The following is a 16,439-nucleotide window of genomic DNA, read 5'->3' as shown; positions in this document are numbered from 1 at the left end:
GATCTTAGAGCATATCTGAAATCAACTTTTTCAAACACACCCCTGCGCATAACGAAAAAATCTTTTTCGCCATTTGAATTTTAGTGGTTTGCAATCACACGGTCAATCAACCCGTAGTTCATTGCTTCCTCTGCACTCATATAATTATCGCGCTCTGTATCCCGGCAGATCGTCTCATAAGACTGACCTGTGTTAGCCGCAAGAATCTCGTTGAGTTTCTTCTTGGTCTTTAAGATATTCTCTGCCACAATCTGAATCTCGGTTGCCTGTCCTCTGGCACCGCCGGACGGCTGATGGATCATGACTTCCGCATTCGGAAGTGCAAATCTCTTGCCCTTTGCGCCACCTGCGAGCAGGAATGCGCCCATGCTGGCTGCCATACCGATGCAGACTGTGGAAACATCGCACTTGATATAATTCATCGTGTCATAAATTGCCATTCCGGCAGTCACAGAACCGCCCGGACTGTTGATATATAAATTAATATCCTTGCCCGGATCCTCAGATTCCAGGAAAAGAAGCTGTGCCACGATCAGGCTCGCTGATACGTCAGTCACCTCTTCGCCAAGGAAAATAATTCTCTCTTTTAATAATCGGGAATAAATATCGTAAGAACGTTCTCCTCTGCTGGTTGACTCAATCACATAAGGTACTAATGCCATCGTCAAATCCTCCATACAAAACGGACCGGAATGCAGTTTCATGCTTCCCTTGCCAGGCGCACTGCATCCCGGCCCTTTTAACTATACCCGCAAATATCCGGATTTATGCGGAAACGGCGGATCGGAATCCTCTTCCGCTTTTTTCTTCAAATGAATTGCCCCAGCTTGTGAAAGCCAGAGCTTCCTATCTCATCCACTCCTGCATCTGATGCACGGACACACCAGATGTCTTACAAAATGTCCATAGGCGTTAAGTTCGGGCTATTCCATCCCTACTCTATCATCATCTGTGTATGAGCGTATTAAACCAGCTTTGCCTGTGCTACCAGGAAATCAGCTGCTTCCTGAACAGCCATATCTTCCTTCATCTGCTTTAAGCCGTCCTCGCCCATGATGTTCTTAACCTGCTCAACTTCCATCTTGTAGGTCTCAGCCATCTTCTTCAGCTCAGCCTCAACGGTCTCCTCAGATACCCCGATGTTCTCAGCCTTTGCAACTGCCTCGAGTACCAGACGAGCACGGATACGGCTCTCAGCCTGCGGCTTCATCTGATCCTTCAGCTGGTCCAGAGTGGTGCCGGTGAACTGCAGATACTGATCCAGAGACAGACCCTGGCTCTGCATTCTGCGAGCGTAATCGTTGATCATGTTGGTAACCTGCTGATCTACCATCGGAGCCGGGATGTCCATGGTTGCATTATCAACAACCTTCTGAACTACCTTGTTCTCGTTCTCAGCGCTAGCCTGCTTCTCTTTGGTCTCAGCCAGCTTCTTCTGCAGATCCTCTTTGTATGCGTCCAGAGTCTCGAACTCGGAAACTTCGCTTGCGAACTCATCGTTCAGCTCCGGAAGCTCTTTGCTCTTGATCTCTTTGATCTTTACCTTGAATACAGCCGGCTTTCCTGCCAGCTCTTTTGCATGGTACTCCTCCGGGAAGGTTACGTTTACTTCTACTTCGTCGCCTGCGTTCTTGCCAACAAGCTGATCCTCGAAGGTGTCGATGAAGGAATGAGAACCGATTACCAGAGTGTAATCCTCAGCCTTTCCGCCCTCGAACGGAGTTCCGTCAACAAATCCCTCGAAATCGATCACGGTCTGATCTCCGTCAGCTACCGGACGATCCTCAACTGCTACCAGACGGGAGTTCTGCTCCTGAACTTTCTTCAGCTCGTTCTGAACATCCTCATCGGTTACGTCAGCCTTTGCGCCTTCAACCTCAACACCCTTGTACTCGCCCAGGGTTACTTCCGGCTTAACTGCAACGGTTGCGGTGTAGATGAACGGCTTGCCCTTCTCGATCTGCTCAACGCCGATCTCCGGTCTGGAAACGATCTCCAGTCCGCTCTCTTTTACAGCATCACCGTAGGTTGCATCCAGAGCTTCCTCGATTGCATCCTCGTACAGAACGCCGACGCCATACATCTTCTCAACCATTGCCTGCGGTGCTTTTCCCTTACGGAAACCAGGAATGTTGAACCGGTTCTTATTCTTGTTGTAAGAAGCGGTAAGAGCCTTCTCGAACTGCTCTGCCGATACTTCTACGGTCAGTTTTGCCATGTTTTTTTCTAACTTCTCTACCTGTAAACTCATTTTATGGGTTCCTCCTTAAATCTATGTATGGTCGTCACGGCAGGGCGCCACACTTCAAGTTACCATTATAGCATAGTGTTTTCTTAATTACTAGCCCTATTTTTGCCTAAATATGCGCTCTTTTCCGCGAAAATACGCTGTTTTTGAGTTTTTTTCAAATTTCTGGACATTTGCGTTTCTGATTGATTAACTTCTCCTGTTTCATTCTGTTATCGGCTCCTCCAGCGAGATAAGTCGTGCAAACACGCTCTCGCTCCGGGCTCGACGTAGCGGTGCATAAGGTCGCAAAAAATGCGACCTAAACACCGACGTCTCACACGGGTTTGCCCTGACTTTCTCGCATTCCGTCGCCTCGCATATTCTCAAACTATAACATCTCATCCAAAGCAATTTTCCAGATGGGATGCGCAGTGATTCTGATAAGAAGATGTCAGCAAAGCTAACCAAAATCACGCATCCAGTCTCCGCGAACATTGCCTTAAATTTTTTCTTTTATAAGCAATTCGATCTAAAATCTGGTATACTGTTGCTAAGCTATTTTCATTAAAGATTTTTTATCTCACATATTTTCAATATGCAGATAGACAACGGTTATGGAAAATATATACTTTTTTACTCGGAGGATTTTGAATATGGAAATTGAAAGAAAATATAAGATCGAGACACTTCCTGAAGGATACGAAAAATTTCCTTCCCGGATGATTGAACAGGCTTATCTCTGCACGGATCCCGTCGTCCGTGTCCGCCGCGATGGGGACGAATATTACATGACATACAAATCCCATGGTCTTCTCGCACGCGAAGAGTACAATCTTCCTTTGAATGAGACTGCCTACCTGCATCTTCTCGAAAAAGCAGATGGAATCATTCTTAGGAAACGCAGATACCGCATTCCAATCGAGGGAACTTCCCTCACAATCGAACTTGATATTTTTGAACGGGATTATCAGGGATTGATTCTTGCAGAAGTAGAATTCCAGACAGAGGAGGAAGCCCTCGCCTTTACTCCGCCCGCATGGTTCGGCAGAGATGTTACTTTCACCGGAGAATATCAAAACAGTAAGTTGAGTAAAGGACTGCAAAAAATCAACTAGATTTAGAAAATTCCTATAACCTTGGCAGGGCTCCGATGGTGGAAAAGGCAGGGCAAACCCGTGTGAAGCGTCGGTGTTTAGGTCGCGCTTTTTGCGACCTTATGCACCGCTACGCTGAACCCGGAGCGAGAGCGTGTTTGCACGACTTATTCCACCGGAAGAGCCCTTCTCCCTTAGTGATGCATCATTCCCATCACACAGACAACCAAAAACAAAACTACAAGCCCTGCAATAATCATATCCAGCTGCTTCACCGTCAGCGGAATCCGATCGTAAAGCCGTTCTTTCGGTGGAAGAGATGCACGATACTCTTTTAAGCGCTGGTTTTCTTCTCTGAGACGTTGATTTTCCCGCTCCAGTTCTGACATCTCCATCTCATCCGATTTTTCATTTATACTTTCAATAACGGTTTCACTGAAATTCCCACCTGATTTCGGATCATATTCCTCACTTACTGTCATGTCTGACATTCCAATTGCTTCCTCATCCATCATTATCTTTGAGCCTTGCTCTTTTTCTGTCATCTCTCTTACCTTCCCTTTTTTCCAATTTATTTAAATTTTCACTCGTATGCCAAATTGACAAATTTACACAGCGATAGACAAAAATACATAAAGCATTCCAGCCCTCTCAGACCGAAATGCTTTATGGAAAAATCACTATGTTTTAATATGTTTTTATGCAATGCAACTCATTTCATGCAATGCAAACGACGTATCGAAATCTTCTCGATTTCTCGATTACTTCTTTGCAATGTACTTTCTGATATCCAGAGCAATTGCAACGACGATAACGATACCCTGTGCGATGTACTGGTAGTTTGTATCTACGCCCAGATACTGTAAGCAGGTCTTTAAGATCTCGAATACCAGAACGCCGATCAGAACGCCGGAGATCTTACCGATACCACCGTTTACAGATACACCACCGATTGTACATGCTGCGATTGCCTCCAGCTCCCAGCCGTAACCCATGTTTACGGAAGAACCACCGGATTTTGCGCCTACCAGGAAACCACCCAGTGCATAGCAAGCTGCTGCGGTGATGTAGATGAGGATCTTCGTCTTCTTGGTGTTAACACCTGCAACCTCTGCTGCCTGCTCGTTACCACCGATTGCGTACATGTATTTACCATGAGGCATCTTGTTGTAAACAAACCACATTGCAAGACCAACTGCAAGTGCGATGATGAACAGATACGGGATAACGCCAAAGAGCTGTCCCTTTGCTACCTCCGTGTAAGCCGGACGATAACCACCGATCGGGGTTGCGTTTGTGTAAACAAGGCAGACACCGTAAACGATCAGCTGCATACCCAGGGTACCGATGAATGCCGGAACCTGAAGGTAAGAAATTACAAGACCATTGATTGCACCGAATACACAGCAGATTGCTACGCAGATCAGCAGAACTGCCAGTACCCACCATGTTCCGAAGAACGGAAGGTTCGGGAAGAACTTGCCGCTGTAATCAGCTTTCTGAAGCAGGGTACCTGCAACGCAGGCTGCCAGACCTACCATACGTCCAGCAGACAGGTCAGTACCTTTTGTGATCAGACATCCGGAAACGCCGCAGGCGATGATGAATCGCGGTGCTACGTTTAAGCATACGTTCTTGATGTTACTCGGTGAGAAGAATGTCGGCTGCATGATGCCGGTATAGAGTGCCAGCAATACCAGCACAACAATGATTCCGTTATTGATAAGGAAATCTTTCGCATTAAATTTTTTTGCTGTCATGATTGAACCCTCCTGACTGGATTACTTATTACCATTCACCGATAGGAACCCTCCGGGCGGAAAATTCCGTGTGAACTGTAAGGATTATTTTTCAGTTGATTTTCCTCGAAGATCAAACTGCGTTGCGCATGCCATGATCCGCTCCTGAGTTGCCTCTTCGCCTTCAAGCTCTCCGGTGATGTGACCGTTACACATTACAATGATACGGTTTGACATACCGATCAGCTCAGGCATCTCTGATGAGATCATGATGATGGATTTGCCCTGTTTTACCAGATCGATCATAATCTGATAAATCTCATACTTTGCACCTACATCGATTCCTCGTGTAGGCTCGTCCATGATCAGGATATCCGGGTTATTTGCCAGCCAGCGGGCAATGATTACCTTCTGCTGGTTACCACCTGAAAGCGACTGAATCAGAGTCTTGCCACTCGGAGTTTTGATGTTCAGTTTCTTGATGCTGTCCTGTACAACTGCATCGACTTTCTTCTGGTCAATCACGCCAGCGTTCGTGTAACGCCTGTAAGAAGCAATGGCAGTATTGTCGTTGATGCTTAAGCATCCGAGAATACCGGTTCCTCGACGATCCTCTGTGATCATTCCAATGGAGTCATCAATCGCATCCTCCGGGCGCTTGATCGTCACTTCCTTGCCGAGAACTTCAATCTTTCCGCTCGCGATATGGCGCATTCCGAAGATTGCCTCCATCAGCTCGGTACGCTGTGCTCCGACAAGTCCGCCAAATCCAAGAATCTCACCACGCTTGAGTTCAAACGAGCAATCCTGGAAGGAGCGCTCATGGATGCTGCTCAAATGTTCTACCTTCAGAACGGTCTCATCCGTCCGGCAGTCTGCCTTCGGCGGATATACATTCGTCAGCTCACGGCCTACCATCTGCTTTACGATCTCATCATCAGAAATCTCTGCCATCTTCCAGGAACCGACATACGTTCCATCTCGCATGATTGTGATGTCATCAGAAATCTGACGAAGCTCTGCCATTTTATGGCTGATGTAGATCATCGAAACGCCTCTCGATTTCAGATCACGGATGATCCGAAACAGCGCCTCAACCTCATTATCCGTCAGGGAAGAAGTCGGCTCATCAAGAATTACAATCTTTGCATTCTGGCTGACTGCCTTTGCAATCTCAACGGACTGCATCTGTCCGATGGAAAGAGTTCCGAGTTTCATCTTCGGATCAAAATCCATCTTTACGTTTCTCAGCCATTTCTCCGCTTCCTCGTTCATCTTTTTGTGATCAATCATGCGAAGCGGACCGACACCCTTCATCGGGTATCTTCCCAGATACATATTCTCTGCAATAGACCGCTCCGGGATCGGCTGAAGCTCCTGATGCACCATCGCAAGACCCTTCTTGAGTGCCTCATCCGGGTTTGCGATGTTGACCTCTTCTCCGTCAATAAATACCTTTCCCTCATCCATCTTGTAGATACCGAAAAGACATTTCATCAGGGTCGATTTTCCTGCTCCGTTCTCTCCCATCAGAGCGTGAACGGTTCCGGGACGCACTTTCAAGCTGATTCCGTCCAGAGCCTTAACGCCAGGGAAGGACTTGCTCACTCCAACCATTTCCAGTCTGTACTGTTCTGCCATCCCGTTTAACTCCTTTCCTTACTGCCATTTTTCAGAAAAATCGGGTGTGTCCGTGGACACACCCGGTTCCTTTCAAAGAGGTTCCAATTTATTTAAGCTTGTCCAGAATCTCCTGAGCGTTGTCCTTGGTAACCTTGATGTAGTCAACCATATTTACCGGATCAACATCCTCACCCTTTAAGTAGCTTACTGCACAGTCAGCAGCCATCTTTGCCTGAGCGAAGTGATCGTTGAATACGGTACCGGTCTGCTTGCCGTCGATAACGTTCTGAACTGCCTCGGTCAGAGCATCAACACCTACCAGGTAGATATCCTCGTTGACGGTACGTCCAGCTGCCTCGATTGCCTGCAGAGCACCAAGTGCCATTGCATCGTTGTTACAGAAGATAACCTCGATCTTGTCGCCATACTGGTTCAAAGCATCCTGTGCGATCTGCTGAGCCTTTGCCTGATCCCAGTCACCACGCTGCTTTAACAGCTCCTCAACTTCCATGCCGCCATCGGTCAGTGCCTTTACAGAGAACTCGGTTCTGTACTGAGCATCTACGTTCTCCGGATCGCCCTGGATCATGATGTAGGAAACCTTGCCATCTCCGTTGATATCGCCCTTGTTCTCGGTCTCAAGGATCTCTTCGCCCTGATAGGTACCAGACTGTCTAGCGTCACAACCTACGTAGGTAGCCTGTAATTTATCGTTGCCCCATCTCTCTTCCTCAGCTGCATCCGGCTCACGGTTGATGAATACAACCGGGATTCCAGCTTCCTTACACATATCGGTGATCTCCGGTGCGGAAGAAGCCTGTACTAAGTTCAGGATCAGAACATCGTACTTCTGGGTGATGAAGTTCTGAATCTGGTTGGTCTGCTCTGCCTGATCGCCCTTACCATCCTGGATAACAACGTTCTCAGCCTTGAATCCTAAATCCTCGGTCAGGTAACGCTGTAACTCGGTTCTGTACAGAGTCATGAAGTTATCATCAAATTTATAAATGCTGATGCCGACTTTCTTATCAGAAAGATCAACATCTCCTGCTGCCTCTTTTACTGCCTCAGCTGTGCTTGCTGCTTCGGTTGCTGCTGCCTCAGTCTTTGCAGCCTCGGTTGGTGCTGCGGTGGTTGCGCTGCTGGAAGTAGATCCGCCACATGCGGTCATGGACAGAATCATTGCAGATGCCATTGCCATTGCAGTTACTTTCTTCGTTAATCTCATAGTGTAAATCCTCCCTCTACATAAATGAAATCATTGTCGAATTTTGTTTACTTTGCCTCATCGACACCTATATTATAGCCCCCATATGTGTATTTTTCTATAAGATTTTCTTTTCGGTTTTATGGATTTTTTTCGATTTGTGATCTTTTTCACTATTTTTCGGTAAAAATTCTCTGTTTGCTCCAGTAATATTTACCATTTTCCAGTTCCATATCTGACGGAATTTCTTCTCCGAGTGCCTTCACAATCGCCAGTTTCATGATTGCCCCCGCATATTCTTCTTTATCCGACGACACGGTTCCGAGCATTTTCCCGGCGCGGACAGCCTCCATCCCCGCAGTTGTCGCATCGATCCCGACAACCGTGATCCCGTACACGCCTGCGCGCTCAATCGCATCGATTGCCCCGAGTGCCATATCATCGTTGTTGCTGATCACAAGCTCAATCTCTCCCGGATACTGCTCCAGCCACTGTTCCATCAGCGCGGAAGCCTGACTGCGCTCCCAGTTTGCGATTCCCCCCGTCACTTTCTCGATCGGAACCCCAGCGTCCTTGAGCGTCTGGATCGACCACTCCGTCCGGATCAGGGAATCCTGATGACTGCTCTCCCCCTCGAGAAGCACGTAGCGGACAACACCGTCCCGGTTGCGGTCAATGCTTGCCGGATCTTTCTGATACTGGTCCGAGATAATCTTCCCCTCGAGCACAGCGCTCTCCTTCGCATCCGCTCCGACATAGTAGAGCTGATCCCAGCGGTTCATGTCCTCCTCCACCGGCTGACGGTTGAAAAAGATGGTCGGAATTCCTGCCGTCATCGCCTTGTCAATGATTGCGGATGCCGCCGTCCGGTCAACCGGATTGATCACAAGCGCATCGCACCCGAGAGAGAGAAATCGTTCCACCTGATTGTTCTGCGTATTCTGGTTTCCCTTTGCCGACTGGATGTCCAAAGTCACCTTGATTCCGCTTTCCTGCTCGTAGGATTTTGCACACTCCTCAAGTTCACTCCGCAGATTGTTGATAAATGTATCTTCTGCGCTGTAAAGACTGACTCCGATCCGGATGGCGGTCTTCTGATCTGCCTTCTCCCTCGACGGTGTACATCCCGAAAGGAGGAGCACGACTAAGAGAAAAAGACACACGATCGATGTCATCCCTGTTTTTTTCTTAAATGTCTGCTCTGTGCAGTCCTCTTTCCGTTCCCCTTTCTGTTCTTTTTTCTGTTTCTCTTTTCTTGTCAATCCCATCATCTTGTCTCTCCTCCCTGATCCTCCCCACACATTCCTGTCTACCCTGTTTTTTCTGTCTGTTTCTGACACTCACGCCAGGTAAAAAACAGACTACTCGATCGGATACAGCATTTTCTCATACTCCGGATTTCTAAGATCCGCCTTCTCGATATAGTAATTCGGAAGGATGAGCGGATCCTGCATCGTCTGATTTTTCGCCGCTGCAACCGCCTGACGCACACTTAAATATCCGAGACTGAACTCATCCGTGACACAGATTCCGCGAATGATTCCCCGGTCCAGCTCATTTAAGATTTTCACGGTCGTTCCCCTGCCGTAAAGTCCTTTCACATACGTCTGGTAGACACTACTCCCCGCCAGAATATCTGCCGTCGTCTCTAAACTTCTCGGGTCAAGCGCGAGAATCACCGCCTCCATGCTCTTTGGATAGACAAGGGACTCAATCGTACTCCGGAAAGTCTCCCCCTCCTCCGTATCATTGACCCGGACCATCGTCCTCCCCTCTTTTTCAAGCACAGACGTGATGCCATCGTAAAAACGTCTGACTTTTGAATTCTCTTTCTTTCCGCCAAACACATAGAACATCACATTCGGATCATTCTCATCAATCGCTTTCTGTGCAAGCGTCTTTCCCATCTCATAGGTGTCCGTCATCAGGACCGCAGCGACTTTATCCATCGGAAGCTCCGTCCCGACAAGCACAATCGGCACGGAAATCTGCTTGTCCGCAAGTGCCTTCTCAAGCCTCGTCTCATCGACTGCCGCCGCGACAAGCGCCCTCGCCCCGTCCTGCTGTTCCCGCATCAGCATCTCAATCTGCTGATCCGCCTGATTTTCCTCATAGAGCGTCACAAAACGTACATCCGCATGGAATTCCATCGCCGCCTGATCCATGCCTTTCTTAAAGTTGACATAGTACTCGTCACTCGTCGTGTCTGCCACGATCGAGACCGGACAGACTTCCTGCCTCCGCTCTTTGATAATCAGATCGGTCGAGGAGAGCAGATACAAGAAGACGAGAAAGAGCACATAGAGCGCCACAAACAATTTTTCTCTTGTTTTCATCTTTCTTATCCTTTCTTCTCCTTTTCATTCTCCTTCTCAAGAATCTCCGAATACGGAATTGCCGGAAGATGAATCCGGATCGTTGTTCCCTCATCCGGCTCTGATTCGATCTCAAGCCCATAATCCTCGCCGAAATAAAGGCGGATCCGCTCATTCACATTTTTCACACCGATTCCGGATCCCCGCTTTGAGGAGACATGCGGCGCTGTGGAAGTCAAAAGGCTCTGTGCCTGCTCCTGCGTCATTCCGAGACCATTGTCCTCAATCGTAAAGCAGAGTCCGCTCTCCTCCGTTTTCACGCCCACCAGAATCTCTCCGTCCCCGTCCATAAATTCCATTCCGTGATAGATTGCATTTTCGACGAGGGGCTGAAGCATCAGCTTCAAGCTCGCCATCTCAAGTGTCCCGGGATCCGCCTCAATCTTGTAAGTAAACTTGTTCTTGAAGCGCATCTGCTGGATCATCAGATAGTTTCTCACATGTTCCAGTTCGTCTTTCACGGGGATGATGCTTCTTCCCTTGCTCAGGCTGATCCGGAAAAACCGCGCAAGCGCCGTCACCACCTTCACCGCCTCCGCCTTCTGCTCATTTTCAATCATCCAGACGATGATGTCGAGCGTGTTGTAGAGAAAGTGTGGGTTGATCTGCGACTGGAGGGTGTCAAACTCACTCTTTCTCTTCGACTCATGCTCCGCCACAATGTCATCCATAAGCACCCGGATCTGTTTTGCCATGCTTCTGATCGATCTTCCGAGGTGACGGATCTCATATGATCCACCCTCATAGACTTTCGTGTCGAGTTCTCCCGCCTCCAGCGCATTGACAGATTTTTCCAGTTCCTGAATCGGCGTCGTGATCCGCGAGGAGATAAAACTGTTGATGACAATCAGGACAAACAGGAAAAAGGCAAGAATAAAAATCAAGAAGAGATTGGTCTTGATCACATTGAGTGTGATTCCGTGTTCCGGAGTGACTCCGACGATTCTCCATCCGGTGTAGCCGACGCTCTTGACAGTGATCTCCCTCTTTTCCCCGAGATACGTCTCCCGAAAAGCCCCATCCCGGTAAGCGGATGCTGACTCAAGATTTTCCTGGGCAATCCCGGACTCAATCAACTGCATCTGCGGATGATAAATCAGTTCCCCCGCATTTCCTATCATGTAGAGGTATCCCTGATTTCCGAGCGTGATGTTGTCGAGAAGCTGCTGAAGACTTCCGTAGCTGACATCAAGGAGAAGGACTCCCTGTTCCGTCGAGGTTCCCCTTGTAATCTCCACTGCACGGGACACCGTGATGACCCAGCGATACTGATTTTCACTGTTGTCAAAAATATACTGCACATGGGGAATCGTAAAATGCACATTGTCCGTCCTCTCAAGCGTCTCCTGAAACCAGTCCTCCCCCGTCACATCCAGATCGGTCTTGAGCCTTGCGGCGGGAACCGCCTGAAGCAGTTCTCCCTCCCGCGACAGCAGGGCAATATTTAAGACCGTATCCTTGTTGCTGTCATAGAGAATCGTCATTTCCCGGTTCATCGTGTCTAAAGTGACGTCCGCATTCTTGATCACCCCGTAATAGAGCGAATCGGACAGCTTCATGATTGTGCGCAGATAGGAGTCGACTGAGCGGTTCACCATCGTGATCATTCCCTGATTTTCTTCCAGAATCGTCGCCGTCATCTGACCGGACAGACGCCCGTAGAGCGAGACTCCGATCAGAATCATTGCCGCGAGCGCACTGACTGTAAAATACAGATAGATCGTATTCCGGATACCGAGATCCTCCCATCGCCCGCTGCGTTCTCTTTTTTTCATAAATTTCTCTTTTCCCCCATCTTTTTACTGTGCCTGACGGAAACGGGTCGGTGAGACGCCAAAACGCTTTTTAAACACATAGCTGAAATAATTCTGCTCCTGATAACCGACTTTCTGGGCGATGATGTAAGTCTTGTCATCCGTCGTGTTTAAGAGTTCCACCGCCTTGTCGAGACGAAGTTCGGTCAGATATCCCACATAGGTCTGGCCGGTCTCCTTCTTAAACATTGTGGAGAAATACGCCGGACTCAGGTGAAGCTGACGGCAGACCATTTCGACGGACAGATCCGGATTCTGGTAATTCTCCTGAATATACTGTTTTGCATCGAGAATCATGCGCTTTGCCGTGTTGTCCCGCTCTAATCCCATCATCTCACTGATCCTGCACGCTGTCCGGATCAGCCACTCCTCAAATTCCTCCCGGTTCTGCATCGCATCGGGAATCTCCTGATATTTCTCTGGCACCTGCAAAACTTCGGACGCATTCAGGTCATACTGCTGGATCAGGCGCATCAGCGCGTTGATCACCGCCATCATGTAAATCTGCTGTTGGCGCACATGAACCTTCGCATCCTCCATCCGGGCCGTGATCTGGTGGGCCATCTCCCTGATCTTCTCTTTGCCCCCAAATTTGATCGCCGCGATCAGCTCTGCCTCCTCCTTCGCATCAAGCTGGAGTTTTCCTCTGCTGACCGGTTCCATGTCATTGATGTAGATCGTGCTTCCCGTTCCCACAATCGCCTTGTATCCGAGCGCATCCACTGCTGACTGGTAGGAAGCGCCGAGTGCTTCGAGGCTCTGGCTGCTGTGTCCGATTCCGATCGTGATCGTGACCTCAAGAATTCTGCGGCACTCCTTGCAGATGTCTCCAAGCTGATCGATGAGCGCTGTCTGGGTCTTGTCATCGTCAATCGCCGCGATAAGCGCTAATCCCTCCGAGGTGGCAAAGACCGCTGCCCGGCAATACGGCTTTAAATTGTCCTCGATCAGACGGCGCACCGAGATCGGAATCAGCTCCTGATGATGCGCGAGAGGACCTGCCTCCAGCTCAATTCCTACCACGGCCGTCACCCACTTGCGTGCACCGAGAAGATCAATCTCATACTCTCTTAAGCGCTTTTTTGTGTCCTCCCCGTCCTTGCTGTTTCCGCTGATCAGCTCATTCAAAAAAAGCTCCCTGAGAATCGGAAGACTCTTTAAATAGCTGTCCCGCAAAAGATCGAGGTTTCTTCTCTGCTCAATCTCCTGATCCAGATTTCCCCGGACCCGCGTGAGAATCTCCGTCAGTTCCTCGACATTGACGGGCTTTAAGATGTACTCGGTCACATTTAACTTGATCGCCTGCTGTGCATACTCGAAATCATCGTAGCCGGAAAAAATCAGCACTTTCATCGACGGATACTTCTGCCGGATCTTTGCGGTGAGCTCCAGACCATCCATGTACGGCATGCGAATATCTGTCATAATCACTTCCGGCTCGAGCTGTTCAATCTTCTCAAGCGCATCCTGACCGTTTTCCGCATCCCCGACGACCTCAAATCCAAGTTCCTCCCAGTTGATTTTTTTGATGATTCCCTTTCTGACTTCCTCCTCATCATCGACAAGGATAATCCGATATAACCCCATCCAGCCTGTTCTCCTTCCAGTTTTTCTGTTTACTCTTCTGTCAATTTTTCTTTCTCATCTCTTCCGCCTGTTTTGCCTTCTCAAGAACAGACAGAAAGACCTCATTTTCCCTCTCTGTCCGCACGCAGACCCGGTAAGAGCCTTGCTCTACTCCTCTGTAATTCGAACAGTCGCGGATCAGGATCTTCCTCTTCATACAAAATGAAAACAGCGTCTCCCCATTCTCTTCTTTCTCCCACGGGACCTCAAAAAACAGGAAATTTGCCTCCGATGGATAGACGAGATAACCAAGTTCCCGCATACGCGCGCTCATTCTCCCCCGCTCTCTCAAAATCAGCTTGCGGGCACGCGCCACATATTCGTCGCCCTGACTTCCAAGCGCCGCATATCCTGCCTCCTGTGCCACCAGCGAGACATTCCACGGCTGTCTGCGCTCCCGGAGTTTCTGTTTCCAGACCGGATCCGAGACAAGAAGATAGCCGAGCCGAAGCCCTGCCATCGCATAAATTTTTGTGAATGCGCGAAGGACAAACAGATTTTTGTTTTTTCCAAGAAGCGGTATCACCGTGGCCCGCTCCGGCTCATCAAGGAACTCCTGAAAGCACTCATCAACGACGAGAAGCACTCCGTTTTTCTCACAGGTCCCGACAAGTTCCCCGAGTGCTTCCCGGCTCACACTGATCCCGGTCGGATTGTTCGGATTACAGAAAAAAAGCAGATCCAGATCTTTCGTCACTGCCCGGCAGAGTGCCTTCAGATCCGGTTGAAATTTTTCTTCTCGAGAGAGAACGAAATGTCTCACCTCGCAGCCGACGCTTTCAAGTGCCAGCTCATATTCGGAAAACGTCGGGGCAAGAACCATTGCCCGTCTCGGGCGCACGCAGTTTACAAGCTGATAAATCAGGTCTGCCGCTCCATTTCCGCATATAATCTGGTTCTCCTCAAGCCCATGGCCGTGAACTTCTGCGAGACGGCGGCAGAGTTTCCGGCATTCCGGATCCGGATAGCGCTCTAACAGCGGGATGCTCTCCATGATCGCCGTCTTCACAAATTCCGGCAAACCGAGCGGGTTGATGTTCACTGAGTAATCGAGGTACTCTCCGCTCTGTCTCTCCTCATAATTTAAAATCCCGCCATGAAGCCTCTGATCCATAACATGCCTCCCACTCCCGCCACAAGTGCAAGAAACGCCGCCGTCATCATCAGACGGTTCACCCGGATAATATCCTCCGCCTGCGCATGGCGCGTCTCCTCCCCGATAAACGGTTTCTTCACCAGTTTTCCAAAATACCAGGCGTCCCCGGCAAGACGAAGCCCGAGTGCCCCCGCGCAGGCTGATTCTCCCTGTGCCGAATTCGGGCTCTTATGGCAGCGCCGGTCCCGGCGCCAGATCTTCCATGCGCCCTTTCCGTCATATCCCGGCAGAATCCACGCCGCTGCGACGAAGCAGAGCGCACAGAAACGTGCCGGAATCCAGTTCACGACATCATCAAGCTTTGCCGCTGCCCTTCCAAAATACAGGTAACGCTCATTTTTATATCCCACCATCGAATCCATCGTATTGACTGCCTTGTAAAAGAATCCTCCGAGCGGACCAAAAAGAAACATCCACATCATCGGCGCAATGACCCCGTCCGAGGCATTCTCCGCGACTGTCTCGATGGCTGCCTTTGTGATCCCCTCCTCGGAGAGCGGCTTTGTGTCTCGCCCGACAATCATCGAGACGGCATATCTCGCCCCCTCGACATCCCGCATCTTTAGTGCACGGCACACTTTCATACTCTCATCCTTAAGCGAACGCGCTGCAAGAAGCTGTCCACACATCACCGCCATCACCGCAAGTTTTAATTTTGGATGAATCCACCCTGCTGCGGAAAGAACCACCCACGCGCAGAATACGCTCACCGCCGGAACAAGCACTGCAAGAATCCCTCCTGCTGCAAGTTCGCCTCTCTCCGTCTTCGGAAATCCCTTCCGAAGCCACTTTTCCAAAAAGGAGATCAGCCAGCCGATTGAGCGCACCGGATGCCACCAGCCCTGCGGATCCCCAACCAAAAGATCGATCACCGCCCCGGCACAGAGAACTCCCGCATACTCCGGAATTCTTTCCAGTATCTCCCGTATTCCCATAATTTCTTTTTCCTCTTATCTCTATCTCTCTATCGTTCTTGTCTCTTCATTCTTGTCTCTATCAATCAAGTAATCTGATTAACGGATTCTCTGCGGAATTCCGCAGATCATGCGGATCACCCGGTCTGCCTGAGCGGCAAAGCGCTGTCCTGCCACTCCCGCCTCATCCCGGTATCTTCGCTCAAACGCGTCGATCGGAACAATCCCGCAGCCCACCTCATCGATGGTGACTGCTCTCGGGGCTGAGCGGAGAAGGTCTGTGACAAATTCCTGCGGATCTTCCCCCGCCTCCATAACTTTTCTCACAAATGCATGAAGATTCAGTACAAGATCCGCCCCAATTGCCTCCTTGGGGGCATCATCCGTCTCACCATCTGCGATCCGGATCTCAACTCTCGTTTTTCCTAAAGTTCCATCCTGTTTTGTATCCTCTTTCTCCCTTGTCTCCTTGTTCTCATTCTTCTTATTCTTCTCGTTCTTTATATTCTGTTGCTCATCGAATTCTTTCAGGCACATCCTCGCATAGGTTTCCTGTCCCTGCCCATGTCCTCCGACCACTAAAATCATCACTCTGCTTCCTTTCTTCCTCCAATCTCCCTTCAAGCACCAGATCTCTCTTAAACGCCTTCTTTATAAGATC

At 49.3% G+C, this 16,439-nt stretch carries 14 protein-coding genes; 1 reads left to right on the top strand and 13 read right to left on the bottom strand.

Features of this window, described 5'->3' with window-relative positions; all coding sequences use genetic code 11:
- Window positions 1-80: 80 nt before the first annotated feature.
- Complete coding sequence (gene clpP, locus ACR0QE_RS06930; RefSeq protein ID WP_177976872.1) at window positions 81-662, bottom strand: ATP-dependent Clp endopeptidase proteolytic subunit ClpP; 582 nt, start codon at window positions 660-662, stop codon at window positions 81-83.
- Between the two features lie 302 nt (window positions 663-964).
- On the bottom strand, window positions 965-2,251 hold the full coding sequence (gene tig / locus ACR0QE_RS06925; protein WP_432627635.1) for a trigger factor: 1,287 nt from the start codon (window positions 2,249-2,251) through the stop codon (window positions 965-967).
- A 632-nt stretch (window positions 2,252-2,883) separates the two neighbouring features.
- Here tig and ACR0QE_RS06920 point away from each other — a divergent pair.
- On the top strand, window positions 2,884-3,345 hold the full coding sequence (locus ACR0QE_RS06920) for a CYTH domain-containing protein (RefSeq protein WP_432627634.1): 462 nt from the start codon (window positions 2,884-2,886) through the stop codon (window positions 3,343-3,345).
- 173 nt (window positions 3,346-3,518) lie between these two features.
- Here the strand turns inward: ACR0QE_RS06920 and ACR0QE_RS06915 are convergent, their stop codons facing one another.
- From ACR0QE_RS06915 to ACR0QE_RS06865, 11 genes are all read right to left on the bottom strand, one after another.
- Window positions 3,519-3,869 (bottom strand): hypothetical protein, encoded by a 351-nt coding sequence (locus ACR0QE_RS06915; protein WP_432627633.1) that lies wholly within the window; start codon window positions 3,867-3,869, stop codon window positions 3,519-3,521.
- A gap of 216 nt (window positions 3,870-4,085) precedes the next feature.
- Window positions 4,086-5,084, bottom strand: coding sequence for a galactose/methyl galactoside ABC transporter permease MglC (locus ACR0QE_RS06910; protein WP_432627632.1), 999 nt, complete (start codon window positions 5,082-5,084; stop codon window positions 4,086-4,088).
- An 84-nt stretch (window positions 5,085-5,168) separates the two neighbouring features.
- Window positions 5,169-6,704: a sugar ABC transporter ATP-binding protein gene (locus ACR0QE_RS06905; protein WP_432627631.1), complete on the bottom strand. Its 1,536-nt coding sequence runs from the start codon at window positions 6,702-6,704 to the stop codon at window positions 5,169-5,171.
- A gap of 88 nt (window positions 6,705-6,792) precedes the next feature.
- Window positions 6,793-7,914 carry a galactose ABC transporter substrate-binding protein gene (locus ACR0QE_RS06900; RefSeq protein WP_432627630.1) on the bottom strand — a complete coding sequence of 374 codons (1,122 nt, stop codon included), beginning with the start codon at window positions 7,912-7,914 and terminating at the stop codon, window positions 6,793-6,795.
- A 152-nt stretch (window positions 7,915-8,066) separates the two neighbouring features.
- Window positions 8,067-9,164 (bottom strand): galactose ABC transporter substrate-binding protein, encoded by a 1,098-nt coding sequence (locus tag ACR0QE_RS06895; RefSeq protein ID WP_432627629.1) that lies wholly within the window; start codon window positions 9,162-9,164, stop codon window positions 8,067-8,069.
- A 90-nt stretch (window positions 9,165-9,254) separates the two neighbouring features.
- Window positions 9,255-10,229: a substrate-binding domain-containing protein gene (locus tag ACR0QE_RS06890; RefSeq protein WP_432627628.1), complete on the bottom strand. Its 975-nt coding sequence runs from the start codon at window positions 10,227-10,229 to the stop codon at window positions 9,255-9,257.
- A gap of 5 nt (window positions 10,230-10,234) precedes the next feature.
- Entirely contained in the window at window positions 10,235-12,043 is a 1,809-nt protein-coding gene (locus ACR0QE_RS06885; RefSeq protein WP_432627627.1) for a sensor histidine kinase, read from the bottom strand.
- 24 nt (window positions 12,044-12,067) lie between these two features.
- Complete coding sequence (locus ACR0QE_RS06880; protein WP_432627626.1) at window positions 12,068-13,669, bottom strand: response regulator; 1,602 nt, start codon at window positions 13,667-13,669, stop codon at window positions 12,068-12,070.
- Window positions 13,670-13,709: 40 nt separating this feature from the next.
- On the bottom strand, window positions 13,710-14,822 hold the full coding sequence (locus ACR0QE_RS06875) for a pyridoxal phosphate-dependent aminotransferase (protein ID WP_432627625.1): 1,113 nt from the start codon (window positions 14,820-14,822) through the stop codon (window positions 13,710-13,712).
- Window positions 14,792-15,799: an adenosylcobinamide-phosphate synthase CbiB gene (gene cbiB / locus ACR0QE_RS06870; protein WP_432627624.1), complete on the bottom strand. Its 1,008-nt coding sequence runs from the start codon at window positions 15,797-15,799 to the stop codon at window positions 14,792-14,794. Before cbiB ends, ACR0QE_RS06875 begins: the two co-directional genes overlap by 31 nt.
- Window positions 15,800-15,877: 78 nt before the next feature.
- On the bottom strand, window positions 15,878-16,366 hold the full coding sequence (locus tag ACR0QE_RS06865; protein ID WP_432627623.1) for a bifunctional adenosylcobinamide kinase/adenosylcobinamide-phosphate guanylyltransferase: 489 nt from the start codon (window positions 16,364-16,366) through the stop codon (window positions 15,878-15,880).
- Between the last annotated feature and the right edge of the window lie 73 nt (window positions 16,367-16,439).

Origin of the sequence: Brotaphodocola sp. (assembly GCF_050873065.1) — a bacterium.
In the GTDB taxonomy this organism is placed as follows: domain Bacteria; phylum Bacillota; class Clostridia; order Lachnospirales; family Lachnospiraceae; genus Brotaphodocola.
The sequence above is the reverse complement of the archived record's forward strand: the minus strand, read 5'-3'. Positions and strand labels throughout refer to the sequence as shown.

Coding starts and splice junctions, on each gene's coding strand:
- ACR0QE_RS06905 (WP_432627631.1), bottom strand. CDS start 6,704: ATGGCAGAACAGTACAGACTGGAAATGGTTGGAGTGAGCAAGTCCTTC.
- ACR0QE_RS06900 (WP_432627630.1), bottom strand. CDS start 7,914: ATGAGATTAACGAAGAAAGTAACTGCAATGGCAATGGCATCTGCAATG.
- ACR0QE_RS06895 (WP_432627629.1), bottom strand. CDS start 9,164: ATGATGGGATTGACAAGAAAAGAGAAACAGAAAAAAGAACAGAAAGGG.
- ACR0QE_RS06910 (WP_432627632.1), bottom strand. CDS start 5,084: ATGACAGCAAAAAAATTTAATGCGAAAGATTTCCTTATCAATAACGGA.
- ACR0QE_RS06875 (WP_432627625.1), bottom strand. CDS start 14,822: ATGGATCAGAGGCTTCATGGCGGGATTTTAAATTATGAGGAGAGACAG.
- ACR0QE_RS06880 (WP_432627626.1), bottom strand. CDS start 13,669: ATGGGGTTATATCGGATTATCCTTGTCGATGATGAGGAGGAAGTCAGA.
- ACR0QE_RS06865 (WP_432627623.1), bottom strand. CDS start 16,366: ATGATTTTAGTGGTCGGAGGACATGGGCAGGGACAGGAAACCTATGCG.
- ACR0QE_RS06920 (WP_432627634.1), top strand. CDS start 2,884: ATGGAAATTGAAAGAAAATATAAGATCGAGACACTTCCTGAAGGATAC.
- ACR0QE_RS06890 (WP_432627628.1), bottom strand. CDS start 10,229: ATGAAAACAAGAGAAAAATTGTTTGTGGCGCTCTATGTGCTCTTTCTC.
- ACR0QE_RS06915 (WP_432627633.1), bottom strand. CDS start 3,869: ATGACAGAAAAAGAGCAAGGCTCAAAGATAATGATGGATGAGGAAGCA.
- cbiB (WP_432627624.1), bottom strand. CDS start 15,799: ATGGGAATACGGGAGATACTGGAAAGAATTCCGGAGTATGCGGGAGTT.
- tig (WP_432627635.1), bottom strand. CDS start 2,251: ATGAGTTTACAGGTAGAGAAGTTAGAAAAAAACATGGCAAAACTGACC.
- ACR0QE_RS06885 (WP_432627627.1), bottom strand. CDS start 12,043: ATGAAAAAAAGAGAACGCAGCGGGCGATGGGAGGATCTCGGTATCCGG.
- clpP (WP_177976872.1), bottom strand. CDS start 662: ATGGCATTAGTACCTTATGTGATTGAGTCAACCAGCAGAGGAGAACGT.